This window comes from Microbacterium sp. AC026 (genome assembly GCF_979258475.1).
The window spans coordinates 969,192-994,830 of record NZ_OZ409857.1 but is presented as its reverse complement, the minus strand read 5'-3'; the positions used below and the strand labels follow the sequence as shown (position 1 = coordinate 994,830).

The 25,639-nt window shown below is 68.5% G+C and carries 18 protein-coding genes, 1 tRNA gene and 2 pseudogenes; 16 read left to right on the top strand and 5 right to left on the bottom strand.

The window, feature by feature from the left end:
- The first annotated feature begins 43 nt into the window (after positions 1 to 43).
- Together nudC and ACZZ93_RS05090 are read left to right on the top strand one after the other, a co-directional pair.
- Positions 44 to 943 (top strand): NAD(+) diphosphatase, encoded by a 900-nt coding sequence (nudC, locus tag ACZZ93_RS05095; protein ID WP_463510595.1) that lies wholly within the window; start codon positions 44 to 46, stop codon positions 941 to 943.
- A pseudogene (locus tag ACZZ93_RS05090) lies at positions 940 to 2,660 on the top strand (ATP-dependent helicase). The gene nudC and the pseudogene ACZZ93_RS05090 overlap by 4 nt, the downstream one beginning before the upstream one ends.
- 789 nt (positions 2,661 to 3,449) lie before the next feature.
- Here ACZZ93_RS05090 and ACZZ93_RS05085 read toward each other — a convergent pair.
- On the bottom strand, positions 3,450 to 4,856 hold the full coding sequence (locus tag ACZZ93_RS05085) for a zinc-dependent metalloprotease (protein ID WP_394194306.1): 1,407 nt from the start codon (positions 4,854 to 4,856) through the stop codon (positions 3,450 to 3,452).
- Between the two features lie 117 nt (positions 4,857 to 4,973).
- Here ACZZ93_RS05085 and ACZZ93_RS05080 point away from each other — a divergent pair, with 117 nt between their 5' ends.
- Together ACZZ93_RS05080 and ACZZ93_RS05075 are read left to right on the top strand one after the other, a co-directional pair.
- Positions 4,974 to 6,068 carry a YlbL family protein gene (locus tag ACZZ93_RS05080; RefSeq protein WP_463506742.1) on the top strand — a complete coding sequence of 365 codons (1,095 nt, stop codon included), beginning with the start codon at positions 4,974 to 4,976 and terminating at the stop codon, positions 6,066 to 6,068.
- Between the two features lie 46 nt (positions 6,069 to 6,114).
- Complete coding sequence (locus tag ACZZ93_RS05075) at positions 6,115 to 9,009, top strand: UPF0182 family membrane protein (RefSeq protein WP_053095604.1); 2,895 nt, start codon at positions 6,115 to 6,117, stop codon at positions 9,007 to 9,009.
- 151 nt (positions 9,010 to 9,160) lie between these two features.
- Here ACZZ93_RS05075 and ACZZ93_RS05070 read toward each other — a convergent pair whose 3' ends face one another.
- Positions 9,161 to 9,754: a hypothetical protein gene (locus ACZZ93_RS05070; protein WP_072591017.1), complete on the bottom strand. Its 594-nt coding sequence runs from the start codon at positions 9,752 to 9,754 to the stop codon at positions 9,161 to 9,163.
- A gap of 218 nt (positions 9,755 to 9,972) precedes the next feature.
- On the opposite strand from ACZZ93_RS05070, the gene ACZZ93_RS05065 reads away from it, so the two are divergent.
- On the top strand, positions 9,973 to 11,292 hold the full coding sequence (locus ACZZ93_RS05065) for a hypothetical protein (RefSeq protein ID WP_053095606.1): 1,320 nt from the start codon (positions 9,973 to 9,975) through the stop codon (positions 11,290 to 11,292).
- Positions 11,293 to 11,296: 4 nt separating this feature from the next.
- Positions 11,297 to 11,764 (top strand): hypothetical protein, encoded by a 468-nt coding sequence (locus ACZZ93_RS05060; RefSeq protein ID WP_463510594.1) that lies wholly within the window; start codon positions 11,297 to 11,299, stop codon positions 11,762 to 11,764.
- A 120-nt stretch (positions 11,765 to 11,884) separates the two neighbouring features.
- Here the strand turns inward: ACZZ93_RS05060 and ACZZ93_RS05055 are convergent.
- Positions 11,885 to 11,958, bottom strand: a tRNA-Met gene (locus ACZZ93_RS05055).
- Between the two features lie 79 nt (positions 11,959 to 12,037).
- Here ACZZ93_RS05055 and ACZZ93_RS05050 point away from each other — a divergent pair.
- A complete protein-coding gene (locus ACZZ93_RS05050) occupies positions 12,038 to 12,859 on the top strand; it encodes a carbon-nitrogen hydrolase family protein (RefSeq protein WP_463510593.1) in 822 nt (273 codons plus the stop codon).
- A 10-nt stretch (positions 12,860 to 12,869) separates the two neighbouring features.
- Here the strand turns inward: ACZZ93_RS05050 and ACZZ93_RS05045 are convergent, their stop codons facing one another.
- Positions 12,870 to 14,069 (bottom strand): aminotransferase class I/II-fold pyridoxal phosphate-dependent enzyme, encoded by a 1,200-nt coding sequence (locus ACZZ93_RS05045; protein ID WP_463510592.1) that lies wholly within the window; start codon positions 14,067 to 14,069, stop codon positions 12,870 to 12,872.
- Positions 14,070 to 14,169: 100 nt separating this feature from the next.
- Here ACZZ93_RS05045 and ACZZ93_RS05040 point away from each other — a divergent pair, with 100 nt between their 5' ends.
- The 3 genes from ACZZ93_RS05040 to ACZZ93_RS05030 all read left to right on the top strand — a co-directional run bounded on the left by ACZZ93_RS05040 (position 14,170) and on the right by ACZZ93_RS05030 (position 18,501).
- Positions 14,170 to 15,762, top strand: coding sequence for a S1C family serine protease (locus ACZZ93_RS05040; protein WP_463510591.1), 1,593 nt, complete (start codon positions 14,170 to 14,172; stop codon positions 15,760 to 15,762).
- A 160-nt stretch (positions 15,763 to 15,922) separates the two neighbouring features.
- The gene (locus ACZZ93_RS05035) at positions 15,923 to 17,068 is read left to right on the top strand and encodes a CDP-glycerol glycerophosphotransferase family protein (RefSeq protein ID WP_463510590.1); all 1,146 of its coding nucleotides are present in this window, start codon (positions 15,923 to 15,925) and stop codon (positions 17,066 to 17,068) included.
- Positions 17,065 to 18,501: a CDP-glycerol glycerophosphotransferase family protein gene (locus ACZZ93_RS05030; RefSeq protein WP_230100651.1), complete on the top strand. Its 1,437-nt coding sequence runs from the start codon at positions 17,065 to 17,067 to the stop codon at positions 18,499 to 18,501. Before ACZZ93_RS05035 ends, ACZZ93_RS05030 begins: the two co-directional genes overlap by 4 nt.
- A 21-nt stretch (positions 18,502 to 18,522) precedes the next feature.
- Here ACZZ93_RS05030 and ACZZ93_RS05025 read toward each other — a convergent pair.
- Positions 18,523 to 19,546, bottom strand: a pseudogene (locus ACZZ93_RS05025) (glycosyltransferase family 2 protein).
- A 153-nt stretch (positions 19,547 to 19,699) separates the two neighbouring features.
- Between ACZZ93_RS05025 and ACZZ93_RS05020 the strand changes: the two are divergent.
- The 6 genes from ACZZ93_RS05020 to ACZZ93_RS04995 all read left to right on the top strand — a co-directional run bounded on the left by ACZZ93_RS05020 (position 19,700) and on the right by ACZZ93_RS04995 (position 25,604).
- Positions 19,700 to 20,983 (top strand): CDP-glycerol glycerophosphotransferase family protein, encoded by a 1,284-nt coding sequence (locus ACZZ93_RS05020; protein WP_072591026.1) that lies wholly within the window; start codon positions 19,700 to 19,702, stop codon positions 20,981 to 20,983.
- Between the two features lies 1 nt (position 20,984).
- Positions 20,985 to 21,749, top strand: a complete 765-nt coding sequence (locus tag ACZZ93_RS05015) for a biotin--[acetyl-CoA-carboxylase] ligase (RefSeq protein ID WP_372984649.1) — start codon at positions 20,985 to 20,987, stop codon at positions 21,747 to 21,749.
- A 57-nt stretch (positions 21,750 to 21,806) separates the two neighbouring features.
- Positions 21,807 to 22,361 carry a PH domain-containing protein gene (locus ACZZ93_RS05010; protein ID WP_056278146.1) on the top strand — a complete coding sequence of 185 codons (555 nt, stop codon included), beginning with the start codon at positions 21,807 to 21,809 and terminating at the stop codon, positions 22,359 to 22,361.
- Positions 22,362 to 22,451: 90 nt separating this feature from the next.
- Positions 22,452 to 23,576, top strand: coding sequence for a 5-(carboxyamino)imidazole ribonucleotide synthase (locus ACZZ93_RS05005; protein ID WP_053095616.1), 1,125 nt, complete (start codon positions 22,452 to 22,454; stop codon positions 23,574 to 23,576).
- Positions 23,577 to 23,685: 109 nt separating this feature from the next.
- Positions 23,686 to 24,153: a 5-(carboxyamino)imidazole ribonucleotide mutase gene (gene purE / locus ACZZ93_RS05000; protein WP_053099056.1), complete on the top strand. Its 468-nt coding sequence runs from the start codon at positions 23,686 to 23,688 to the stop codon at positions 24,151 to 24,153.
- A gap of 80 nt (positions 24,154 to 24,233) precedes the next feature.
- Entirely contained in the window at positions 24,234 to 25,604 is a 1,371-nt protein-coding gene (locus ACZZ93_RS04995; protein ID WP_463510589.1) for an LCP family glycopolymer transferase, read from the top strand.
- Positions 25,605 to 25,639: the final 35 nt, after the last annotated feature.

Sequence of the window (25,639 nt, the reverse complement as noted above, 5' to 3'; positions counted from 1 at the left end):
GGGGGTGGTCCAGCTTCCGCCACGCCCGTGAGAGAGGGAGACGATGATCGCCGGCAGCAGCACATCCCTCGATCGCGCAGCGGATCTGCGGGTCGAACCCGGAGTCCTCGATCGTCTGCGCGCCGACGAGGCGACGCGGGTCATCGCCGTACGAGACGGCCGCGTGCGCATTTCGGGCGCCGACCTCGAATCGGCCACGCTGCTGCGGGTTCCCGCCGCCGAGATCGTCGATGCGACCTGGGCGCTCCTCGGGCGCGAAGGTGACGGTACCGCCGTGCTTCTCGCCGTTCTGCAGCCCGAGGGCGACACCGTCGACACCGCACCCGACGAGGTGTGGCTGGGACTCCGCGACCTCGGCGCGCGTCTCGGCTCGGGTGACACGGAGCTGCTCATCGAGGCGCTCGCGCTGGGAGGCTGGCTGCGGGACGCACCGTTCTGCCCCCGATGCGGCGGAGGGACGGAGCTGCGCCAGGCCGGATGGTCGCGCCGCTGCCTCGTCTGCGGTCGCGAGCACTTCCCTCGGACGGACCCAGCCGTCATCGTCGCGGTGGAGAGCTCTGACGGCGAACGGCTCCTGCTCGGGGCGAACGCCAACTGGGGCGGCCGGATGTACTCCTGCTTCGCCGGATTCACCGAGGCGGGCGAGTCGTTGGAGTCGACCGTGCATCGTGAGCTCGAGGAGGAATCCGGCGTTCGGCTGGCCTCGCTGAGTTACGTCTCGTCTCAGCCGTGGCCGTTCCCTCGCTCGCTCATGCTCGGCTTCCGTGCCGTCGCTCTGGATGAGCACGAGCTGCGGCCCGACGGGGAGGAGATCATCGACGTCCGCTGGTTCACCCGTGACGAGATCGGGTCCGCTCTCGCCGGTGACGGACCCGTCGGCCTCCCCGGACCCGCGTCCATCGCCCGCGCACTGATCCTCGACTGGTTCGAGGAGCGCGCGTGAGCGCGCTCGAAGCCCTCGACGATCGACAGCGGGAGGCGGCATCCGTGCTGCGCGGTCCCGTCGCCGTGCTCGCAGGTGCGGGAACCGGGAAGACCCGAGTGATCACCCACCGGATCGCCCATGGTGTCGACACCGGTGCATACTCGCCGTCGCGCGTCATGGCGGTGACCTTCACGGCCAAGGCGGCGGGCGAGCTCAGGGGTCGTCTGCGCGCGCTCGGCGTCGAGGGCGTGGCCGCGCGGACATTCCATGCCGCCGCCCTCGCCCAGCTGAACTTCTTCTGGCCCACACTGGCCGGATCACCCGCTCCGTCGATCATCGACAACAAGGTGAGGCTGCTCGGCCAGGCTGCCGACGCGATGCGACTGCGGCCGAGCACCGCGACGCTTCGCGACCTCGCCTCGGAGATCGAATGGCGCAAGGTGTCGATGTTGTCGATCGAACAGCACGCGTCGCTCGGCCGCACGTTGAGCGGCGTCGACTCCGCTCAGTTCGTCGAACTGCAGCAGCGCTATGAGGCGTTGAAGGACGAGCGGCGCCAACTTGATTTCGAGGACGTGCTGCTGGCCTGCGCCGGGATGCTCGAGGCCGAACCTCGCGTCGCAGCGTCCGTGCACGAGCAGTATCGGCATTTCACGGTCGACGAGTACCAGGACGTCTCTCCGCTCCAGAACCGCCTGCTCGAACTCTGGCTGGGCGATCGCAAGGACATCTGCGTCGTCGGTGACGCGAGTCAGACCATCTACTCGTTCGCCGGCGCCGAACAGCGATTCCTCCTCGAGTTCGAGCGGCGGCATCCCGATGCCACGGTCGTGCGACTCGAGACCAACTACCGTTCTCAGGCCCCGATCCTCGAAGCGGCGAACGCCCTGATGAAGGGGCGGCCGGGCGCCCTCGAACTCGTCCCGGCGAGAGAGACGTTCAACGCGGATTCGCCCACGGTCACGGCGTACGACTCCGAGCGCGACGAGGCAGAGGGGATCGCCGCCGCCGTGGCAGCGCGGATCGAGTCAGGGGCGTCGCCCTCAGAGATCGCCGTGCTCTACCGGGCTCATGCGCAGTCCGCGGTGCTGCAGCAGGCGCTCGCCGCCGAGGGCATCGCGACATCGGTGCTGGGTGGAACCCGGTTCTTCGCGATGCCCGAGGTGCGACAGGCGATCCTGGCCCTGCGGGCCGCCGCGGTCGCGCCGACCGAGCACGGTTTCCTGCCCGGGGTCCAGAGGGTCCTCCGCGAGCTCGGTCTCTCCGACGAGCCACCGGCGGCCGGGGAGCTCAGCGCGACGGCTGGGAGGCTCGACGGGCGATTCTGCGTCTCGCCGAAGACGCCGGACCCGATGAGACCCTGCGCACCTTCAGCGACGCGCTCATGGCGCGCGCGAAGGACCAGCACGAGCCCACCATGCGCACCGTGACTCTGTCGACGTTGCACGCCGCCAAGGGTCTCGAATGGCCGCATGTCTACCTCGCGGGGTGGGCGGAGGGCGCACTCCCGATCTCCTACGCCACCGGCTTCGAGGCGATCGACGAAGAGCGCCGCCTCGCTTACGTCGGCGTCACGCGGGCCGCGCGTACTCTCTCGCTGTCGTGGTCGCGCTCAGCGGGACGCGGGGAACGCGCCCCGTCGCGGTTCCTGGCAGAGATGGGAACGACTGCCCGCGGCACCGGCATTCTTCGTGAAACGTCACCGAGCGCCAGTCGCGGCGCCCCTCGCCGCTGATCTCGACGAACGAGCCCGGGGCCGCGCTCTCTGCGAGCAGCCGCGCGACGAGCGTCGCCGCCTCCGTGATCCGCGCGGCACTGATCGGACCCGCGCCGCGCCCGATGAGTTGGGCGTGCATGCGGGGCCAGGCATCGTCGCGCTCGCGTTCATGCTCGTCGCGGCAGGTCAGGCAGGCCGATTCGCCGGGTACCACCAGGGGTCCGACCGTGATCCGTCCTCGCTCGAGCGCGACCGGCAGGTGCGACGTGTCGTCGCGAAGGTAGCGTGCGAAGTGCAGCGCGGCCGCCGCACCTTCGACCAGCACGATGCCGATGTCGCGGGGATTCTCCCGATCGCCGACGGCGATGCCCTCGTCGAGGAGCGCCTCGCGCATGCGGAACTCGCATCGCGCGTCGGCGACGTCGATGCTCTCCACCCACGCAGCCGGGGGAGCGGGAGAATCGTCGACGAGCAGCGGCTCGAGCCGCGACAACAGCATCCGCGCCTCTGCGCGCGGGGCGCCGGCGGCATGTGCCACGACATCGAAGCCCCCGCGCCGGAATCCGGCGGCCATCCGAGCGATCAGACGCTCGACCCACGGCTCCGAGGCGGCGATGCGCAGCGTCCCCTCGATGCCGATCTGCAGGGTCTCACCGTCGCGCCAGAGCAGCGGAACCGCGGGGTCCAGACGAGTGATGGTCTTGGGTGTCAGAGGAGACATCCCTCGATTCTGCGCAAAGCCGAGCTCCCGGTGGGGGAGTCGCGGGCATCCGTGGAAAAGTCCTCGCGCCTCTGCCGCCCCGTCGGTCACACGGGTCGGTCGCCTCCCGGGCCGTCGTCACCGTCGGTGTCCTGCTCGCCTTCGGGCGTCTCCGGCTGCTCTCGCGAGAAGTCGTCGCCATCCAGCAGACGTGCCAGCGCCTCGTCGAACTCATCGGCGACCGGCTGCTCTCCCCGCGCGCTCGCCTGCAGTCGCGCCACGAGCGCCGACGGGTCGTCGATGTCGTCCGACGTCGGCATGAGGTCGGGGTAGTCCCACAGGGAGTCGCGCCCGGCGATGCCCACGGCGTCTGTCACCGCCTGCCACATGGCCGATGCCTCGCGCAGACGACGGGGCCGCAGCTTGAGTCCGACGAGAGCGCCGAGCGCGTCCTCGGCGGGACCGCCCACCGCGCGGCGGCGACGAGCGGCTTCTGCGATGCGGGCACCGTCGGGAAGACGGGAGGTGGCCTGCGCGGTCACGACGTCGACCCAGCCGTCGATCGTCGCGACGAGGTTCTCGAGTCGGTCCAGTGCCTCGCGCTGCGCGTCGGTCTGCGTGGGAAGCAGCGCACCGCCTTCGATGGCCGCGCGGAGCTCTTCGGGGTTGGACGGGTCGAGGCGGCTTGCGACGTCCTCGAGTGCATCCACGTCGACCGTGACCCCGCGGGCGAAATCGGTGATCTGCGCCATGACGTGCAGGTGCAGCCACTTCGAGTGGCGATACAGCCGGGCGTATGCGAGTTCGCGGGTCGCGAGATAGAGGGTGATCTGGTCTTCGGGGATCTCGAGACCCTCGCCGAACGCTGTCAGGTTCTGGGGGATGACAGCGGCAGTGCCGGCCGGAAGCACCGGGATGCCGACGTCTCCGCCCGACACCACTTCGAGTGCGAGGTTGCCGAGGACCTGGCCGAACTGCGCCGCGAAGACCGAGCCGCCGAGACCGCGCATGAGCTTGCCCGCGCCCTGCACGACGTCGCGCATCTCTTCGGGCACCTGCGTGTCGAGCGCGCTGGTGAGCGCATCGGCGATGCTCGTCGACACGGGGCCGGCGATCTCCTTCCACACGGGCAGGGTCGCTTCGACCCATTCGCCGCGCGTCATGGCCTTCGGCGACTCGCCGAGTTCGGAGATCGTGGTCGCCTCGCCGAGCCAGAGGTCCGCGAGGGCGAAGGAGTCGACGAGCGAGGTCCGCGAGCCGTCGGTGATGCCGAGACCGTCGCGGTTGGCGATGTGCAGCGCCTGCCGCAGCGCGTTCTCCCAGGGATCGCCGCCGAACGCACCCTGCAGCTGCGACATGATCGTCTGCATCATCGCCGGGTCGATCTGGATCCCATCCATGCCCGCGAAGGCGTTCTGCAGCGCCTCGGGGTCGATGTCTCCGGCACCCTGGCCGGACATCATGCGTCGGAGGAACTCTTGGAAGTCCTCGGGGGTCGGGTCGTTGTCTGACATGTCGCTCGCCTCTCAGCACGCCTAAAGCCGTGGCATCTACGCTAGTCACAGGATCGGCCGCGAGACCCCGAAGCGGGCAGATCGCTGTACGCCGCCCGCGAACGACGGAGGAACCCTGTGGATCGAACCCGGTCTGTCAAGCTCGGACTGGGAGTCTGGGCGCTGGTCGTCGCGTTGATCGCGCTCGTCGTGCTGACCTTCCTCCCGACGCCTTACGTGATCCAGCGTCCGGGCCCGGTCTACGACACCCTCGGCACCGCGGCAGGAGCCGACGGCGAGCAGGTTCCGCTCATCCAGGTCGACGGCGCCGAGACGTTCGAGACCGGAGGGACTCTCGACCTCACGACCGTGCAGGTCGTCGGAAACCGTGAGCGCACCCCGAGCTGGTTCGAGCTCGCTCTCGCGTGGATGGACTCCTCACGAGCGGTGGTGCCTCTCGACTCCGTGTTCCCCGAAGGCGTCACGACGGAGCAGCGCGACGAACGCAACGCGACACTCATGGTGGACTCGCAGCACGAGGCGACCGCGGCAGCGCTCAACGAGCTGGGCTACGACACCGGAGCCGAGGTCGTCGTCCAGGAGGTCGTCGAGGATGCACCGGCGGAGGGAGCGCTCGAGGCGGAGGACGTCATCACCGCCGTGGACGGCGCCGCGGTGACCTCCGCGAAGCAACTGCGTCAGGCGATCCAGGATGGGGAGGGCGCGCCGGTCTCGCTCACCGTGCAGCGCTCCGGCGAGGAACAGGTGGTCGAGGTGACGCCCGTCGAGCAGACCGACGGTGACGTGACGACGTGGCTGATCGGTGTCACGTTGCGCACGGACTACGATTTCGAGATCGATGTGACGCTCCAGCTCGACAACGTCGGTGGACCCAGCGCCGGGATGATGTTCGCGCTCGGCATCATCGACACCCTCACCGAAGGGGAGTTGAACGGCGGCGAGAACGTCGCCGGCACCGGCACGATCGAGGCCGATGGGACGGTCGGGCCGATCGGCGGCATCCGTCAGAAGCTCTACGGTGCCCGTGATGCGGGGGCGGAGTACTTCCTCGCTCCGTCGACGAACTGCGACGAGGTCACCGGCCACGTGCCGGACGGACTGACCGTGATCAGCACCTCGACGCTGGAGGAATCGCTCGACGCGCTCGAGGTGATCGCGGACGGCGGCGACGTGGGATCGCTCCCGACCTGCGACGTCGTGACCTCCCCGTGACAGGTATGACAGCCGCAGCACAGTAAGGCGTGCCTAGGATGGGAGGGTGACCTCGACTTCTGCACCGAACCCGGCCACTCCCCGAACCTCGCGAAGAATCTTCGGTATCTCGCTGGCGATCATCGCCGCGCTGATCGCCGCCTTCTTCGTCTTCGCGTCGCTCTACACCGAATTCCTCTGGTTCGACCAGGTGGGCTTCGCGGGAGTGCTCACCACCCAATGGTTCGCCACGGCGGTGATGTTCGTCGTCGGATTCCTCGGCATGGCCGTGCCGCTGTTCGTCGCCATCCAGCTCGCGTACCGACTGCGCCCCGTCTACGTGCGGCTCAGCTCGCAGCTCGACAGGTACCAGGAGGTCATCGAGCCGCTCCGCCGCCTCGCGATGTGGGGCATGCCGATCTTCTTCGGTCTCTTCGCCGGCTTCTCGGCGGCCAGCCAGTGGAAGACCGTCTGGCTCTGGGCCAACGGCGTCGCGACCGACGCCACCGACCCGCAGTTCGGCGTCGACACCGGCTTCTACATGTTCGCGATGCCGTTCTACTCGATCCTGCTGGCTTTCGTGTCTGCGGTCCTGCTGCTCACCCTCATCGTCACCGCGCTGGTGTCGTACCTCTACGGGTCGGTCCGCATCGGTCAGGGCGAGCTGCGCATCTCGAAGCCCGCACGCATCCAGCTCGCTGTGATCGCGGGGCTGTACCTTCTGGTTCAGGCGGCGAGCCTGTGGCTCGACCGCTACAAGACCCTCGTCGCACAGGACGACCGCATCGTCGGCCCGGCCTACACGGGCGTCAACGCCACGATCCCCGGCCTCGCGATCCTCGCGATCATCGCCGCGCTCGTCGCCATCCTCTTCTTCGTCACGGCCGTCATCGGCCGGTGGCGGTTCCCTCTCGCCGCGACCGCGCTGCTCATCGTCGCCTCGCTCGTCGTCGGCGTCGGATTCCCGTGGGCCGTCACCACGTTCCAGGTCCGCCCGAACCAGAACGCCTACCAGGCGGAGTTCTACCAGCGGAACATCGACGGCACCAAGGAGGCGTACGGGGTCGCCGACCTCGAGACCACCCCGTTCGAAGCCGAGACCGATGCCGAGGCCGGCCAGCTGCGTGAAGACGCCGAGACCACCGCATCGATCCGCATCGTCGACCCCAACGTGATCAGCCCCGCCGTGCGCCAGCTCGAGCAGTACCGCGGCTACTACCAGTTCCAGGAGAAGCTCGACGTCGACCGCTACGAGATCGGCGGTGAGATGCAGGACACGGTCGTCTCCGTCCGCGACCTCGACATGAACGGCGTCGACGTCACGAACTGGAACAACCGCGCCGCTGTCTACACGCACGGCTACGGCTTGGTCGTCGCAGCGGGCAACCAGCGCACGCCCGACGGCGAGCCGGTCTTCCTCGAGCGTGGCATCCCGTCCGACGGCTTCCTCACCCAGCAGGAGGAGTTCGAGCCGCGCGTGTACTTCGGCGAGAACTCGCCGGAGTACTCGATCGTCGGCTCTCCCGACGGAACCGATCCTGTCGAGATCGACTATCCGCGAGGCAAGGACGGCGCCAGCGAGACCAAGACGACGTTCGAGGGAGACGGCGGACCGAAGATCGGGAGCAGCTTCACGAAGCTGCTGTACGCGCTGAAGTTCCAGTCGGAGCAGATCCTGTTCTCGAACCTCGTGAACGACGACTCGCAGATCCTGTATGACCGCGATCCCAAGACGCGCGTGCAGAAGGTCGCCCCGTACCTCGAGCTCGACAGCGACCCGTACCCGAGCGTCGTGGACGGCAGGATCGTCTGGATCGTCGACGGATACACCACGAGCTCGACCTACCCCTACTCGACGAACGTGAGCCTGTCGGATGCGATCGCCGACTCGAACCTCCCGTCGCCGACGCTCGCGATCGACGAGATCAACTACATCCGCAACTCGGTCAAGGCCACGGTCGACGCCTACGACGGTTCGGTCACCCTGTACGCATGGGACGACCAGGATCCCGTGCTGCAGACCTGGCAGAACATCTACCCGTCGACGCTCAAGCCGGTGAGCGACATGTCGGCCGATCTGATGAGCCACGTCCGCTACCCGACAGACCTGTTCAAGGTGCAGCGCGACATCCTCGGCACCTACCACATCGACACCGCCGGCTCCTTCGCGCAGCAGGACAACCGCTGGCAGACGCCGAACGACCCGCGCAGCGAGCAGGTCCTGCAGCCGCCGTACTACCTGACGATGCAGATGCCGGGTCAGGATTCCCCGCGCTTCTCGATGTTCTCGACGTTCATTCCTTCGGCGCAGGGCGGCAGCAACCGCGACGTGCTGATGGGCTATCTCGCGGTCGACTCGGATGCCGGATCGGAGGCCGGCGTGAAGGCGGAGGGCTACGGCCAGCTTCGGATGCTCGAGATCGACACCGATACGACCGTGCCGGGCCCCGGCCAGGTGCAGAACACCTACAACTCGGACACGGCTGTGGTGCCGCAGCTCAACCTGCTGCAGCAGGGCGAGTCCGAGGTGCTGTACGGAAACCTCCTCACTCTGCCCGTGGGCGGCGGTCTGCTCTACGTGCAGCCGGTGTACGTGCAGTCCTCGGAGGGCACCAAGCTGCCGCGTCTGCAGAAGGTCCTCGTGGCCTTCGGCGACAAGGTCGCGTTCGAAGACACGCTGACCGCCGCGCTCGACACCCTCTTCGGCGGTGATGCCGGTGCGACCGGTGGAGACGATGAGGTCGAGCCGACCGAGCCCGACCCGGACACCGGTGAGGTCCCGACCGAGCCGACGGTGCCGACCGACGCCGAGGCTGAGGCTCTTGCAGCCGCGCAGCAGGCGCTGACCGACCGAGAGGCCGCATTGAAGGCAGGCGACCTGACCAAGTTCGCCGAGGCCGACAAGCGCCTCACGGATGCCGTGAACACGCTGCTCGGACTGGAAGCCGCCTCGGGGGAGTAACAGCCCCGGCCCCGTCTGCACACGATGCCGTCCCTCGTTCGCGAGGGGCGGCATCGTCCGTTTCTGCCGACGCTCGCGGAGGCAGGCGCCGGGGGCGACGAGCAGTCCGCTGACGCCGCCTCGATCCGCCCGGGCCGATCAGTCCGGTCGGTCAGTCCGCGTCGTAACGGCAGGTCACGGAGCCCGTGCCGCTCTGCTCGACGACCAGCTCGTCGTTCCACAGAATCTGACAGCTCACGGTCGCGTCCGTGTCGTCGTCCGGGGCGGTGACGACGATCTCCGCCGAATCGCCGGTCGTCGTGTACTGCTTCCAGCCGCTGGAGGCCCACTCCTCGTCGTACGCCTGTGTGTCATCGGCGAAGGAGACCGTGAATGTGGGTCCGCCCGTGGCACGCACCTCGACGTGGTTGAGGCCGTTGCCGGCGAGGACGCCGACTGCCATCACGACGACGAGAATGAGATCGACGATGAGGGCGACCGCTGCGACGACGACGGCCGCCGTTCCCGTGCGAGCGACCGCGGAGCGTCTCGCTCGACCGGCCAGCAGGAGAGCGACGATCGCCAGCAGCGCGGCGGCTGCTGCGACCGGGAGCAGGGCCGGTACGGGCACGAGGAGCACGATCAGTGCGACGGAGATCAGCAGAGCCACGGCGCCGATCCAGAGGCTGACGATCGCGCGCCGCGATGAGCCTGATGCGAGCGCGGGACGGTTCCCCGCGGCGCTGTCGGGAGTCTGCGTCATCATGGACCTCCGGGTCATTGTTTCCACCGACCGCGCCGCCGTCGACGGTCGCGCCGTTCGGTGGGACAGTCTAACGAGTGGATCCGAGGGCGATGCGGGTGTCGTCTGGTCGCGAGCGAAGGAGTCCGGGAATCGATTAGTCTCTCGGTGGAGCCGCCCCGACGCGTCGAGAGATGTCCGGGCGGCACTTCACGGAAATCGAGACTGGAGGGGATCGAGATATGCCTGACTATTCGGAGTTGCCGGACATCATCGGCAAGATGAAGCGCGCCGCGATCGACTGTTTCATGGCGGACCAGGGCTTTCACCCGAACTGGGGAAATGACCAGATCTACGCGAAGTGGGGCTTCATGCTCAACTTCTACAACCGGCCGAATGCGGCAGGCGAGGGCGGGGGCGACGGCAACGGCGTGAACCACTCGGTCGCACCGGCTTTCGACGACATCCGGGCCGCGATCGATGCCCGCGTGTCGAAGTGGCTTGATCTGCCGGACGGCGGCGACGCCTGCGAGGCACCGGCGAGTGCGACCTCGGCGGCAGCCGCGATCCTCGGCACCTCGGGCGCGGGTGCGTCGGTGCAGAACACCGGTGCGATCGGCACAGCCAACGACTCGGTGCACGAGATGATGGCGAACAAGATCGAGGGCAGCTTCAAGCCCGCGTTCATCGACAAGTACTACATCCAGTTCCAGTCCGTCACCCACGGCCTGGGGGACGCATGCGTGATCCTCCAGCTCAACTACAGCGCTCAGGCCGCCATGTGGCCCGCCGCGCGACAGGACGTCGTGTCGATCTGCGACAGCGCTCGCGCCGCCTGGGACCAGAAGGCGGGGAACGCCGCTGCGGCCAACGGGACGCTCGTGCTGACCGTCGTCGGAGCGGTGGCGGGCGTCGTATCCGCGATCGTGACGGCCGGCACGGGCACGGTGGCCGCAGCGGCCGTGCTCTCGGGAATCGCCGGCGCGGCCAGCAGCGCCGTGCAGGGGATCGCCCGCAACGTCGTCATCGAGGGCAACACCTATTCCGACATCCTGTCGTCTCTCGACGAGGCGCTCGGCAATCTCGACAAGGCGCTCGAGAAGCAGGAGAACGAGCTCAACGACGCGATGACCGAAGCCGCGAGCATCATCCGCTCCGACAACGCCACCTACAATCTGGACGCGTTCGCTCTCGGCCCGTATCCGGTCGGTGACGGCACGATGAGCATGGACAGGAGCAATGCGACCGTGGTGTCGAACAGCATGGGCCGGATCGATACGGAGCTCGCCAGTGCCGCAGCGGCGCTCGGGAGCGCGCCGGCGTCGAACCCGACTCCCCGCGGCGCCGGTGTCGGGCGCTCGTCGAACGGCACGCATTACGCGGCGAGCGACCTCTACGCGCTGACGGCGCGCTGCCTGGCCCTCACCGTGGCCGAGTATGCCCGAGGGCATCAGCTGTTCGACGCGACTGTCGAGGACTTCTTCTCGTCGGATTCCGCGGCTTCGCAGGAGGTCTCGCGCCTCCTTGCCGAAGAGATCCTCAGCGCGAATCTGGGGGTGTGAGCTGATGGAGAGCCGTCATCTCGGACAGATCACCCTCGACGGCGGAACCGGAGGAGGCGCGATGAACGGCTCGGTGCCGTTCGACGGAGACGATGTGCAGGTGCGCATCGAGATCGACTATCCGGACCGCTTCGACGAGTCCGTCCTCAACGACGTCGATATGGTTCTCGACAATCTCGCCTTCCTCGACGAGATGGCGCGCACCACCATCTCCGAGGGAGTGCAGCGCGACAGCTCACCCGCGGCGAGTGTCTTCCGCACCTGGGAACAGGGCCGGGTCGGGGGCGCCTCGGCGGGTGACTTCGTGGACGCGCTCTCGGTCGCGCGCGTCCTCATCCTGCCGGACGGCGGAGCCGCGAACAGGGACCGCGTCGTGATGAGCTACGTCGCGGCCGGCGCGGCGGCGCTGGGCAGCGTCCGAGTCAAGTTCGTCGAGCCGACCGGTCCTGAGCTCACACTCAGCTACCGCTGATCCTTCGCAGCCGAGCGATCTCGATGTCGCTCGGCTGCGAGGCCGGCGTGAGGTACACATGCGAAAGGCCCCTGATCGGAATATCTCCCGATCAGGGGCCTTTCGTGTGTCGCATTCTCGTTGCGGGGACAGGATTTGAACCTGCGACCTCCGGGTTATGAGCCCGGCGAGCTACCGAACTGCTCCACCCCGCGGCACGATCAATAGCCTAACACGCGAATCAGGAGTGCGCGAATCGAGGCCGCGAGGACGCGTGTGCGAGAGGATGGGAGCATGCCAGAGACCCCCGCCGTGCCCGTCGCTGTGCCCGTCGCCGTCTGTCAGTTCGCCCCCACCGCCTCCCGCGCCGCCAACCGGGATCGGATCGCGGAGCTGACGGCGGAGGCCGCCGCACGCGGTGCCAGGCTGGTCGTGTTCCCCGAGTACTCGAGCTACTTCGTGGATCCGATGGACGCCACTCTCGCCGAGAACGCGGAGCCACTCGATGGTGAGTTCGTGTCGACACTGACTGCGCTGGCCTCCGACTACGCAGTGGTGATCGTGGCGGGGCTGGCCGAGCTGGCCTCGGACGCCGCTCATGTGAGGAACACGGTGGTCGCGGTGCGCGGCGACGGCATCCTCGCGACCTATCGCAAGCAGCACCTGTATGACGCCTTCGGCCAGACCGAGTCCGACTGGGTCGAGGCGGGGGAGGTCGGGGGAGCGGCGACGTTCGAGCTCGCGGGCATCCGATTCGGACTGATGACCTGTTACGACCTGCGATTCCCCGAGGTGTCGCGCACTCTGATGGATGCCGGCGCCGACGCCCTGGTGGTGCCGGCCGAGTGGGTCCGCGGTCCGCTCAAGGAGCACCACTGGACCACGCTGCTGGCGGCACGCGCCATCGAGAACACCGCGTACGTGATCGCCGCCGACCACCCGACCCCGATCGGCGTCGGGCACTCGCAGATCGTCGATCCGCAGGGCGTCGTGCTCGCCGGGGTGGGAACGACCGAGGGCATCGCGGTCGCGACAGTCGAGCGGAGCACGATCGATCGCGTGCGGGCAGTGAACCCGTCCCTGCGCGGGCGCCGCTACGCCGTCGGTCCGCGCTGAACGGGAGCGTTCAGAAGCTCGTCGCGAGCCTCGTCGCCGCGTCCTCCAGGATCTCGACGCGTTTGCACGCCGCGAAGCGGACGAGCCCGGCGTACTCGCATCGGCGCGACTGCGACACGAAGGCGGTCAGCGGGATCGCCACCACTCCTGCGCGTTCGGGAAGTGCGCGGCAGAACTCCGCGGCATCCGCTCCGCCGATCGCTGACGCGTCGGCCACCGTGAAATAGCCGCCCTGGGGCGGATGCACGGTGAACCCGGCGGCGCGCAGGCCGGCGCCGAGTATCTCGTGCTTGCGCGCCAGCGTCGACGCGGCATCCGCGAAGAACGCATCTCCGAGGCGCAGACCCACGGCGATCGCCGGCTGGAACGGCGAGCCGTTCACGTATGTCAGATACTGCTTCACGGTCAGCACAGCGGTGATGAGATCGGCGGGGCCGTGCACCCAGCCGATCTTCCAACCGGTCGCGGAGAACGTCTTGCCTGCCGACGAGATCGTGAGCGTGCGCTCGGCGGCACCCGGCAGGGTGGCGACGGGGGTGTGCGGGATCTGGAAAGCGAGATGCTCGTAGACCTCGTCGGTGACGATGATCGCATCGTGCAGGTCGGCGAGACGGACGACCTCCGAGAGCACCTCGCGACCGAAGACGGCTCCGGTGGGGTTGTGGGGGTCATTGACCAGGATGATGCGCGTGCGGTCGGACACCGCGGCCGCCAGCTGCTCCAGATCGGGCTGGAAGTCCGGTGCTCGCAACGGCACCGTGCGCAGTCGTGCGCCGGCGAGAGCGACCGCCGCCGCGTAGGAGTCGTAGTACGGCTCGAAGACGACGACCTCGTCGTCAGGACCGTCGATGAGGGCGAGCAGCGTCGCGGTCAGCGCCTCGGTGGCACCGGCCGTCACGATCACCTCTGTGGAGGGGTCGACCTCGAGCCCGTAGAAGCGCCGCTGGTGTTCGCTGATCGCGGCGAGCAGGTCGGCGTTCCCTCTTCCGGGCGGGTACTGATTCACCCCGCGGGAGATCGCGTCCCTGGCAGCGTCGAGCACCTCTGCAGGACCGTCCTCGTCGGGGAAGCCCTGGCCGAGATTGATCGCACCGGTTCGGGCCGCAGCAGCGGACATCTCTGCGAAGATGGTGGGCGCGACGGTTCCGTCTGGTGCGAGCAGACCGGCTCCCGCTGCCGTGCGCCGCCATGCGCCGGGGATGACACTCATGAAGAACAGGCTAAGGCCATAGGTGAAACTCATCTTCGCCATACGAAACGCACAGATACAGACGTCACTCTGAGAGGGCGTTGTTGAAGGAGCACACACCATGAACGAAGACAGCACCCAGGACCACACGGCACCTGCGTCGAATGATGCAGCGCCGTCCACCGAGGCAGCAGAGGTCGTCGACCGTTCGACGACGGATGCCGCCGCTCAGACCCCCGGCATCGTCGCCGCCCCGGGGCCATATCAGGGACACCACGTTCCCGCGACGTTCACATCGTCACCCGCGCCGGCATTCGAGGCGCCGACCGCCCCGGTGGCGCCGGACGCCCAGACCGTCCCGCAGCAGTACCTCGGAGCGCCGGGACACCACCCTGGCCACGCATCGGGCCCGGTCGGCGGACCGGCCGCGGCCTCTCCCGGTGCGGCGTTCGGTCTGCACACCGGAGCGCAGCCCGGGCAGCCGATCGACGGCTCCGTCAAGGTCAAAGAGCAGAAGCCGCGCGCCGGAGTGAAGTTCGCCGCGATCGTCGTGGCGGCTGCGCTCGTCGGCGGTGTCGCGGGCTTCGGCGGCGGAGCGATCCTCAACGGGATCTCCGACCAGGGTTCGACGGGCGTCGCCCAGGGTCCCGAGACCATCACCGTCAACAACCCCGGCTCCGTCAACGAGACGACGGCCGTCGCGACCGCGGCGCTCCCGTCGGTCGTCACCATCGAGGTGGCCGGCTCCGATCAGGGCGGCAGCGGATCGGGCGTCATCATCAGCGACGACGGCTACGTGCTCACGAACACTCACGTGGTGACGCTCGGCGGCGCAGTCGCCGATCCCACGATCCGCGTCACCACGTCGGACGGCCGCATCTTCTCGGCGACCGTCGTCGGGACCGACCCGATCTACGACCTCGCCGTCATCAAGCTCGAGGACGCGACAGATCTCACCCCGATCGACTTCGCAGACTCCTCCAAGCTCAACGTGGGGGACACCGCGGTGGCTCTGGGCGCGCCGCTCGGCCTGTCGAACTCGGTCACGACCGGAATCGTCAGTGCTCTGAACCGCAGCATCCAGATCGCGTCGTCGGCGCTTCCGGACTCGTCCTCGGAAGATGCTCCGCAGAACGAGCAGCAGACGCCTGAGGAGGGCGAGGGCCCGTTCCAGTTCGATCTGCCCGGCAACACCTCGCAGCAGACGTCGGAGTCGATCTCGATCGCCGTGATCCAGACGGATGCCGCCATCAACCACGGCAACTCCGGCGGCGCGCTCGTGAACAGCAAGGGCGAGCTCATCGGCATCAACGTCGCGATCGCGAGCTCCGGGAGCTCGGAGGAGTCGGGATCCATCGGGATCGGCTTCGCCATCCCCGCGAACATCGCTCAGCGGGTGTCGGAGGAGATCATCGCCGACGGCGCAGCCACCCATGGCCTGCTCGGGGCGTCGGTGCAGGATGCGGCCAGCGTCGAGGATGCCGACGTGTCGGGTGCCTACATCGCGGATGTCACCGGTGGCGGCGCCGCCGCGGCCGGCGGGCTGAAGGCCGATGACATCGTGACCGCGTTCAACGGCGTGCCCATCACGAGCGCCAGCGACCTCACGGCGCAGGTGCGGGCGGCAGCCGGGGGCAGCGACGCGAAGGTCACGTACATCCGTGGCGGCAAGGAATACGAGGCCGATGTGACCCTGGGCGACCTCGCCGGCTGACTCCGGCAACCGTGCTCACCGAGAAGGACGCCACCCCGCGATAGGCTCGCGGGGTGGCGTCCTTCTCTTCGGCTCCGGCAATGCGGCCAAGCTGCTTCGGATACCGCTCTACCTCGCCGGACGCGCCGGCACCCTCGTGATTCCGCGCGGGGCCCGATGGGTGTTCGGGTGCGGTGCAGGCGTCGGGGATGGGGCTCTCGCCCTGCACCGTGTCGCCGCAGCCGAGGGGCACGACACCGTGTGGCTCACGTCCTCCGATCGGGAAGACCACGATGCCGCGGCGCTCGGCCTCCGCACGGTGCGCAAGGGCAGCCTGCGAGGGTGGTGGGCGACGGCGCGTGCCCGCGTCGTCGTCGTCACGCACGGCCTCGGCGACGTCAACCGCTATGCGGTGTCCGGTGCCTTCGTCGTGCAGCTCTGGCACGGCATCCCCCTCAAGCGGATCGGAATGGACTCACCCGCGACCACGCAGGTCCCGGACGTCCCCGGTGCGCCGCTGCTGCGTCGTCTCGTCGGCTTCCTGTACCGCCGAGCCGCTCAGCGGATTCGAGTCTTCCCGGCCGCATCGCACCGGTCGAGGGGTCGGCTCGAGTCGGCCTTCGCGCTCGGCGACGGCCGCGTCGTCGTCACGGGCGAGCCGCGCGTCGACGTGCTGTCCGCAGGCGACCCGACCGAGCGTCGGGCCGCCGCGTCCGATGCGCTGGCGCGCGTCGTCGGCGAATTGCCGACCGCATCTCGGACGATCCTCTACGCCCCGACCTGGCGCGACGGAGCCGATGATCCGGCAGTCCCGTCGGCGACTCAGTGGGTGCGGATCATCCAGATGCTCGAGCAGCGGGATGCCGTGCTGCTCGTTCGCTCCCACCCGCTCGGAGAGGGCGGGTATGCGCCTCCGCTGCCCAGCAGAAGGGTGCGGATGCTCGGCTCCGGCCTGCTGACCGACGTCACGCCGGTGCTGCCGGCGATCGATGTGCTCATCACCGACTACTCCTCGATGGCGTACGACGTGGGACTCTTGAGAATGCCGGTGCTGTTCCTCGCTCCCGACGCCGAGGACTACGCGCGGACGAGAGGCTTCTACGGTCGGTTCCAGGACGTCGCCGGCGACGACGCCGCGACCGGCTGGGACTCGCTCTTGCCGCAGCTGTCTGCACTTCTGGACGACGAGGACCTCTTCTCTGCACGCGCCGAGCGTTCGGATACGCTCAGCGCGGAGATGCACGCCTTCCGCGACGGCGGCAACACCCGGCGCGTCTACGAGACAATCCGTGCGCGGGGGATCCCCGCGCCGAAGGGAGCAGCATGACCACGGCCCGGATCGATGAGGCGGCAGAGACGCTGGTCATCGCAGGCGCCGGCCAGCGCCCCACCACCGCCGAGCTGATCGGGCCGCGCGCCCGGGTCGGCGCGCGCATCACCGGCGGAGGCAAGACCTGGAAGGCGACGTTCCCGCTGCGCGCAGCACGGTGGGGCGGCCCTGAGCTCCCCCTGCCGACTGGGGACTACGAGCTGCACATTGCAGACGTGGAGCTCGGTGATCTCCTCGTCGCAGCGGAGGTGCTGACCGGCGTGCGCGTAGCCGTCGACGGGACGACCGTGCGCATCGCGGCCCCGATCGATCCCGCCTATGAGACGAGCGAGGGGCAGGCGACGCTCGAGGGCCGCTACCTCGCGCATCCCGGGGCGACCGAGAACGCCGTCTTCTTCGAGAGCTTCTACGGACGTGCCGTCGGCTGCAACCCGCAGGCGATCGACCGCGCCTTGTTCGCGCAGGCGCCGGACGTCACGCGCTACTGGAGTGTGGTCGACCTGTCGGTGGCGGTTCCCGACGGGGCGATCGCGGTGGTCGAAGGCAGCCCGGAGTGGTGGCGTGCCCGCGCGGCATCCCGCCTGCTCGTGGTCAACGACTGGCTGCGCCGTCGCTTCGCCCGCAAGCCCGGCCAGAAGGTGCTGCAGACCTGGCACGGCACGCCCCTGAAGCGGCTGGCGCTGCACCGTCCGGGGTTCGCTCCTCGACGGATGGCGGCGGTCATCAAGGAGTCTCGACGCTGGGACGTGCTCCTGGCACAGAACACCTACTCCGAGCGCATTCTCCGCAAGGCATACGCATTCTTCGGACGGCCCATCTGGGTCGAGGGGTATCCGCGGAACGACGCTCTGGTCACCGGGGATGCCGCAGCGATCCGCGCGGACCTGGGCATCGCCGACGGCGAGCGCGTGCTGCTGTATGCGCCCACCTGGCGCGACGACCGACCCGAGATGGTCGACTTCATCGACGCGGAGGAGCTCGCGAGGCAGACGGACTCCGTCGTGCTCGTGCGCGGCCACTCGCGCACGATCGACACGGGACGGGACCGAGCGGGCGCTCGCGTGATCGACGTCACCGGATACCCCGAGACCTCGCAGCTTCTGCTCGCCGCCGACGTGTTGATCACCGACTATTCCTCGGTGATGTTCGATTTCAGTGTCACGGGCAAGCCGATGTTCTTCCTCGTGCCCGACCTCGACCACTATCGCGGAGAGCTCCGTGGGTTCTACTTCGATCTCGAGACCCGCGCCCCCGGCCCTCTGGTCCGCACGCAGGATGAACTGGTCGCGGCACTCGCCGACGGCGAGCACGGGAACGTCTATGCCGAGCGATATCGTGCCTGGCGGGCGCAGTTCAACCCGCGGGATGACGGTCGCTCCGCCGAGCGGGTCGTCGCGCGGATCCTGGACCAGGGGTACGTCACCCGTTGAGCCGGTCGGCGGTGCGGCGCGTCAGGGGAGTGGCGTGTTGCGGGTGCCGAGTCGGGACGCGTCGACCGTGTCGCGAGCGCCGCGCAGCACGCCCTCGATGAAGCCGAGGCCCCAGGAGAGGTGCATGGTGGGCAGAACCAGCAGTGTCCACAGTCTCTGGCGCAGCCCGCCACCGCCGGGAAGGCAGGCGACGCCCACCACGAGCAGCAGATACGCCACCAGCGGCAGATAGACCACGGCCCCGACGACGAGCGAGAGAGCGCCGAAGAGGATGCCGGTCAGCTGCAGGACGCCGGTGAGGAGAGCGGCCGCGACGAGGACGACGAGTGCCGGGGGAGCGAAGTACCGGATGCCGTTGCGGCGTCCGTATCGTCGCACGAGTTCGCCGCGCCACGCGCCCGTGGCCCGGAACTGACGGGCGAGGCGCAGCCAGCTCTCGCGAGGCCAGTAGGTCACCGAGAGATCGGGATCGAACCAGACGAGATGTCCTGCCTGGCGGATGCGGAGGTTGAGCTCCCAGTCCTCTCCGCGACGTATCGACTCGTCGAAGAGCCCGACCTCGTCGAGCACCGACCGACGCATGACGCCGAGGTAGGCGGATTCGGCCTCGCCCTCGTGGGTGCCGCCGTGATAGGCCCCCCGCCGAGGCCGACGGGGAGTTGTAGAGGCGCGCGACGGAGGTCTGGAACGGCGTGCGTCCGTCAGCGCGCATCACACCGCCGACGTTCGCGGCACCCGTGCGTTCGAGAGTCGCGAGGGCGAGGGCCGCATAGCCCGGAGCGAGTTCGGAATGGGCGTCGACGCGGACGATGGTCGCGAAGCGGCTGGCCCGGATCGCGGCGTTCAATCCGACCGGGATGTGAGCTGCGGGGTTGTCGACGAGCCGGATCCGCGCGTCCCCGGCGGCCAGGCGCTGAGCGAGCTCCGTCGTGCCGTCGGTGGAAGGCCCGAGCGCGAGCACCAGCTCGGCCGGGACAGTGAGCTCCTGCTGGAGCACGGAGGCGACTGCGTGCTCCAGATAGGCGCGCTCGTTGAGCACGGGCATGACGAAAGACACTCCGTTCTCCGGGGCGGCGATGTCGTTGTCAGGCACATGACGATCATGGCATGCGCTTCTCGCGCGTTCGCTGATTCCCGGCACCGGTGATCTCGGAAGGCGTCAGGCCGGGCGAGCCGCCGCACTCGGTATCCTGGAGGGATGGGTGCTGTGTCCGATGCGAAGAAGGCCTACCGTCTGCTGAAGCGGGCGCTCGCCTCGCGCAAGGCTGTGCAGCGAGTGCGGCGGCGCCTCGCCGAGCGCGAACCGCACCCGCCGGAGCACTACCAGGTGGCGGTGTACTTCGCCGACGGCGACGTGAACATGTACCAGATGCGGCAGTGGTATCGCCCTCTCGTGGAGCTGTCGAAGCACTGGCCCGTCGTCGTGCTGTCCCGGTCGGCGACGGGCGCCGACAAGCTGCTCGACGAGGCCGGTCCTCCCGTCGCCTTCGTCCCGACGATCCGTGATCTCGAACGCTTCCTCAGCACGCAGGACATCCGTGTCGTCCTCTACGTGAATCAGAACACCCGCAACTTCCAGATGTTCCGCTACGGCAGGCGCTGGCACGTGTTCATCAATCACGGCGAGTCGGACAAGATGTACATGACGACCAATCAGTACAAGGCGTACGACTACGCCCTGGTCGCAGGACAGGCTGCCCGTGACCGCCTGTCACGGACTCTCTGGGACTGGGACATCGATCGACGGACGATCGAGATCGGCCGGCCGCAGGCCGACCACTACTCGGGCACGCTGCCGTACGTTCCGGACGAGCGCACCGTGGTGCTCTACGCCCCGACGTGGGAGGGCGACCGCCCGAGCGCGCACTACGGGTCGATCGCCACCCACGGCGAGACCCTCGTCACGACGCTGCTCGCCTCGGAGAGGCACCGCGTGATCTACCGCCCGCACCCGCGAAGCGGCGTGATCGACGACGCGTACGGTGCCGCGCACCGACGCATCATCGCCGCCATCGCGGCCGCCAACGCCGCGGATCCGTCCGCACAGCACGTCTACGACGACGGCGCGGAGCTCGGATGGCAGCTGGCCGCCGCCGATGTCGCGATCGTCGACATCTCGGCGATGGTCTACGACCGCCTCGCAGTAGGCAAGCCGCTGATGATCACACGGCCGGCCGACGAGAGGGCATCGATCGACACCAACGGCTACCTGTCGGACTGTGAATGGCTCGACGCAGGCGCTGCGGGTGACATCGTCGCCGAGGTGGAACGCGTGCGTGCCGACGAGGTCGCCATCGCGAGGCTGCGCATGTGGGTGCAGCACTACTTCGGAGACACGACCCCCGGAGTGGCCACGGAGAAGTTCCACGCCGCGATCGCGCAGCTCATGCAGAAGTGGGATCGTTGGCAGGCGAACGAGATCGGGGCAGTGCGCACCGATGAGGACGATGACGACGAAGAGGCCGACGAAGAGGAGGTCTGACGTGGACCTTCCACTCACTGCCGCGGTCGCCTCACGTCTCGAGGTGCTGACCGAAGCAGGCTCGACGAACGACATCTTGAGCGAGCGAGCGCGCGATTCGCCGTCGACGCCGCACCTGTCCGTTGTCCTCACCGACAACCAGACGGCGGGGCGCGGCAGACTCGGCCGCTCCTGGACATCCGCACCTGGCGCATCGCTCGCCGTCTCCGTGCTGCTGCGGAGGCTGCCCTCGGCGGCGGATTCGCGAGGCTGGATCCCGCTCGCGGCCGGAGTGGCGATGGCGGATGCGATCGCCGAACAGCTTCCCGACCACGACGTGGCGGTCAAATGGCCGAACGACATCTTGGTCGACGGTCGCAAGATCTGCGGAATCCTGGCGCAGGCGACTCAGGATGCCGTCGTCGTCGGAACCGGTGTGAACACGGCGATGACAGGGTCGGAGCTTCCGGTGCCGACCGCGACGTCCTTCGCGATCCTCGGCGTCGAGGCCGACGCCGACAGGCTTCTCGCCACCTACCTGCGCGCACTCGATCAGCTGGTCGCCGAGCTCGCGGCAGCGGGCGACGCCGTCTCGAGCGGTCTCCACGCCGCCGCGAGCGAGCGGTGCGCCACGATCGGTCTCGACGTCAGGGTCTCCCTTCCCGGCGACTCCGTCCTCGTCGGAAGAGCCACCGGACTCGACGTGGACGGTCGGCTCGTCGTGCAGGCGGAGGGCGGCGACACGTCGATCTCTGCCGGAGATGTGGTGCACGTCCGTCCGGCGTGAGTCTGACACGCCCGGCGCGCGAGCGGCGATGTCGGCGGTTGCGGGCACAATGGAGGGGTGACTCAGCCCGTGACTCTCGGCGGAAGGCCGACGATGCCACCGCCGGGTGCGCCCGCGGAAGAGCTGCTCATCGCCCGGTTCCGCACTCACGCCCGGAGGCTCTTCTGGTCGGCGCTCGTGCTCATCGCCGTCTTCGGTGCGACGTCCTTCTTCTACGACAACCTCCCGGCGCCGTTCGAGAACTGGATGCTGCTGAGTGCAGCCGGAGCGATCGTCCTCCTGTTGGTCGTCGTGCCCTGGGTCATCTGGTACTCGCGCTCCGTTACTCTCACCACGCGGAGGGTCATCGTCAATCACGGTATCGGCGCCCGCAACAGGCGGGAGATGTCGCACGCTCGGGGATACACGATCGGCGTCCGCCGCGGCATGATCCAGCGGATGTGGGGCGTCGGAACGATCACGCTCTCGAATGGGGTCGATGCACCGTTGCGTCTGCCCAATGTCCCGAACGTGACGCTCGTGCACGAGACACTGGCCGATCAGATCGAGGTGAGCCAGATTCTGGCGCACCGCGATGCGCAGTCAGGTCACGACGGCACTGCCGGATTCTGAGCGCGGTACCGCGTCGGCGGGTCGGGCGGGACGCGTGAACGGCGCTCGCGCTGATGCGCGAGAATGGTCAGGACGAAATGGAGGCGGCCCATGGCGCTGCGCGTTGGTGTGATCGGTGGAGGCCAGCTGGCTCGGATGATGATCGCTCCGGCGGTCGAACTCGGACTCGAGCTGAGGGTGCTCGCTGAGGACGAGGGGATGTCCGCGCAGCTCGCCGCGACGGCGGTCGGCGACTACCACGACCTCGAGGTCGTCCGCGCGTTCGTCCGCGACGTGGACGTCGTCACCTTCGACCACGAGCACGTGCCGCAGGAGGTGCTGCGGGCACTGGTTGCCGACGGGGTCGCCGTGCACCCGGGGCCGGACGCCCTGCAGTTCGCCCAGGACAAGCTCCTGATGAGGGCGAGGCTCGAAGAGCTCGGGGTTCCTCAGCCGGACTGGGCGCCGGTGCGCGACTCCTCCGAGCTGCAGGCATTCCTCGACGAGCACGACGGGCAGGGTGTCGTGAAGACCCCCCGCGGCGGATACGACGGCAAGGGAGTCCGCGTGGTCCGAGAGGCCGGCGAGGCTCAGGACTGGTTCGACGGGCTCGCCGACGGCGAGGCGCTGCTGGTCGAGGAGCTGGTCGGATTCGTGCGCGAGCTCGCGCAGCAGGTGGCTCGTCGTCCGGGCGGCCAGATCGTCGCCTACCCGGTGGTCGAGACGGTGCAGCGCGGGGGTGTGTGCGCAGAGGTGATAGCGCCGGCGCCTCATGCGGCCGAGCGCCTCGTCCGGGTCGCCGAGGAGATCGGTCGATCGATCGCGGAAGGACTCGGGGTCACCGGGATGCTCGCGGTCGAGCTCTTCGAGACCGACGATGAGCGCATCCTCGTGAACGAACTCGCCATGCGTCCGCACAACAGCGGCCACTGGAGCCAGGACGGCGCAGTGACCGGGCAGTTCGAACAGCACCTGCGCGCTGTCGCGGACCTGCCCCTCGGCGACACCGCGCCTCAGGCGGCGTGGTCCGTGATGGTGAACATCCTCGGAGGGCCGCAGACCGGCACGCTCGGCGACCGTTTCGCCGGAGCCATGTCCGAGCATCCGTCGGCGAAGATCCACACCTACGGAAAGAGCCCGCGACCGGGTCGCAAGGTCGGGCACGTCAATGTGACGGGCGACGACCTCGACGACGCGGTGTACGTCGCGCGCGCCGCGGCGGCGCACTTCGACTGAGCGTGCGGTCAGGGGTGTGCCGTTCGGGGTTTCTCCCAGCACCAGACCGTAGCCTGAGTGGGTGACTGAGCCACTGCACTCCTCCACCGCGCCCCTCGTCGGCGTCGTCATGGGTTCCGACTCCGACTGGCGCGTGATGAGCGACGCCTCTCAGTCGCTGAGCGACTTCGCTATCCCGCACGAGGTGGAGGTCGTCTCGGCGCACCGCACCCCCGACAAGCTCATGCAGTACGCGCGGGAAGCGCGCGGTCGCGGCATCCGTGTGATCATCGCAGGTGCCGGCGGGGCCGCTCATCTTCCCGGGATGCTGGCCTCGATGACCGCGTTGCCGGTCATCGGAGTCCCCGTTCCGCTCGCGTACCTCGACGGGATGGACTCGCTTCTCTCCATCGTGCAGATGCCTGCCGGAATCCCGGTCGCGACGGTGTCGATAGCGGGAGCGCGCAACGCGGGCATCCTCGCGGCGCGGATTCTCGGCACCTCCGACGATGACCTCGCCGATCGTGTCGAGGCCTACGCGCTCGACCTCGAAGCGCAGGTCGAGGAGAAGAACGATCGGCTGAAGGGGTCCCTGTGACCCTTGCGCCGCCGCGAGGTACGGCGCGACCACTGATCGAGAGCCGCCCGATCCGGCATCCGAACACCGCCGATGCGGGGATGATGACCAAACGCGGGTGGTGGCTGGTGCTGCTCAACCTGCTGGTGCCCGGTTCCGCCCAGGTCCTCGCCGGCAATCGCAGGCTCGGACGCTTCGGTCTCGGGGCGACGCTGACCGCATGGCTGCTCGTGATCGTGGGCGCGGGGCTGGCGTTGTTCGCTCGTCCTGTGCTGCTGTGGCTCACGGTCGGCGGAGGCTGGTTCTCCGCGGTCATCCTGACTCTCGTCCAGGTGCTGCTGATCGCCTACCTCGTGCTGTGGGTGGTGCTCACCTTCGATGTGCTGCGGCTCGTCCGACTGGTCAGGGTCCCGGGCCCGTCCAACTTCGCGATCCCACTCGTCGCCCTGCTTCTGCTCGGTCTCGTCGGAACCGGAACGGCATACGCGGCGTCGTACGTCGGCACAGCCCGGGGAACGATCAGCACGATCTTCGGACAGAGCGGGCCCAGCCTGCCGCCGAGCGAGGGGTATTACAACATCCTGCTGCTCGGAGCGGACAGCGGCGAGGGCCGAGACTCGATGAGGTTCGACAGCATCTCGGTGGTCTCGGTGAACGCGACCACCGGCGCCGTGACGATCACCGGGATCCCGCGCGAGCTGCCCAATGCACCCTTCAGCGAGGGAAGCCCGATGCAGGCTCTGTATCCGAACGGCTTCGAGGGTCACAGCTCCAGCGCGTGCGGCTGGAACGGCTGGATGAACCACGTGCGCAATGCCGCAGAGATCTGCCGTGACGACAACGGCACCGGCCTGTACCCGGACGCCGCATCGCACGGTTCCGATCCCGGCATCGAGGCGACCAAGGATGCGGCGGAGGGCGTTCTCGGCATCGAGATCCCGTACTACGTCTTCGTCGACATGCACGGCTTCGCTGCGCTCGTCGACGCGCTCGGCGGTGTGGACATCACTGTGACGGAGCGGCTGCCCAAGGGTGGCCCACCCGAGGGCACCGACCCGTATGACGTCGACGCATGGGCGATCGGGTGGATCGAGGTCGGCGAGCAGCACATGGACGGTGACACGGCGCAGTGGTATGCGCGATCGCGGTACACGACGAGCGACTGGGATCGGATGAAGCGCCAGCGCGAACTGCAGGAGGCGATCCTCGCGCAGTTCACCCCGCAGACGGTGCTCACGCGCTTCAACGAGGTGGCCGCCGCGGGTACCGCGCTGATCAGCACCGATCTGCCTCAGGACAAGCTGCCCGAGTTTTTCGACCTGATGACGAAGGCCCGGGAGCAGACCGTCACCACGATCGAGCTCACTCCTGACAACGGGGTGGACGAGCACACCCCTGACTACGGGTACATCCACGAGCTGGTCCGGCAGACGCTGCACCCGCCGACGGAGACGCCGACGCCGACTCCGTGATCGGTGACGTCGATCGGGATGTTCTCCCTCGAACG

Coding starts and splice junctions, on each gene's coding strand:
- nudC (WP_463510595.1), top strand. CDS start 44: ATGATCGCCGGCAGCAGCACATCCCTCGATCGCGCAGCGGATCTGCGG.
- ACZZ93_RS05085 (WP_394194306.1), bottom strand. CDS start 4,856: ATGTCAGACAACGACCCGACCCCCGAGGACTTCCAAGAGTTCCTCCGA.
- ACZZ93_RS05070 (WP_072591017.1), bottom strand. CDS start 9,754: ATGATGACGCAGACTCCCGACAGCGCCGCGGGGAACCGTCCCGCGCTC.
- ACZZ93_RS05065 (WP_053095606.1), top strand. CDS start 9,973: ATGCCTGACTATTCGGAGTTGCCGGACATCATCGGCAAGATGAAGCGC.
- ACZZ93_RS05060 (WP_463510594.1), top strand. CDS start 11,297: ATGGAGAGCCGTCATCTCGGACAGATCACCCTCGACGGCGGAACCGGA.
- ACZZ93_RS05050 (WP_463510593.1), top strand. CDS start 12,038: ATGCCAGAGACCCCCGCCGTGCCCGTCGCTGTGCCCGTCGCCGTCTGT.
- ACZZ93_RS05045 (WP_463510592.1), bottom strand. CDS start 14,069: ATGAGTGTCATCCCCGGCGCATGGCGGCGCACGGCAGCGGGAGCCGGT.
- ACZZ93_RS05040 (WP_463510591.1), top strand. CDS start 14,170: ATGAACGAAGACAGCACCCAGGACCACACGGCACCTGCGTCGAATGAT.
- ACZZ93_RS05030 (WP_230100651.1), top strand. CDS start 17,065: ATGACCACGGCCCGGATCGATGAGGCGGCAGAGACGCTGGTCATCGCA.
- ACZZ93_RS05020 (WP_072591026.1), top strand. CDS start 19,700: ATGGGTGCTGTGTCCGATGCGAAGAAGGCCTACCGTCTGCTGAAGCGG.
- ACZZ93_RS05005 (WP_053095616.1), top strand. CDS start 22,452: ATGGCGCTGCGCGTTGGTGTGATCGGTGGAGGCCAGCTGGCTCGGATG.
- purE (WP_053099056.1), top strand. CDS start 23,686: ATGGGTTCCGACTCCGACTGGCGCGTGATGAGCGACGCCTCTCAGTCG.
- ACZZ93_RS04995 (WP_463510589.1), top strand. CDS start 24,234: ATGATGACCAAACGCGGGTGGTGGCTGGTGCTGCTCAACCTGCTGGTG.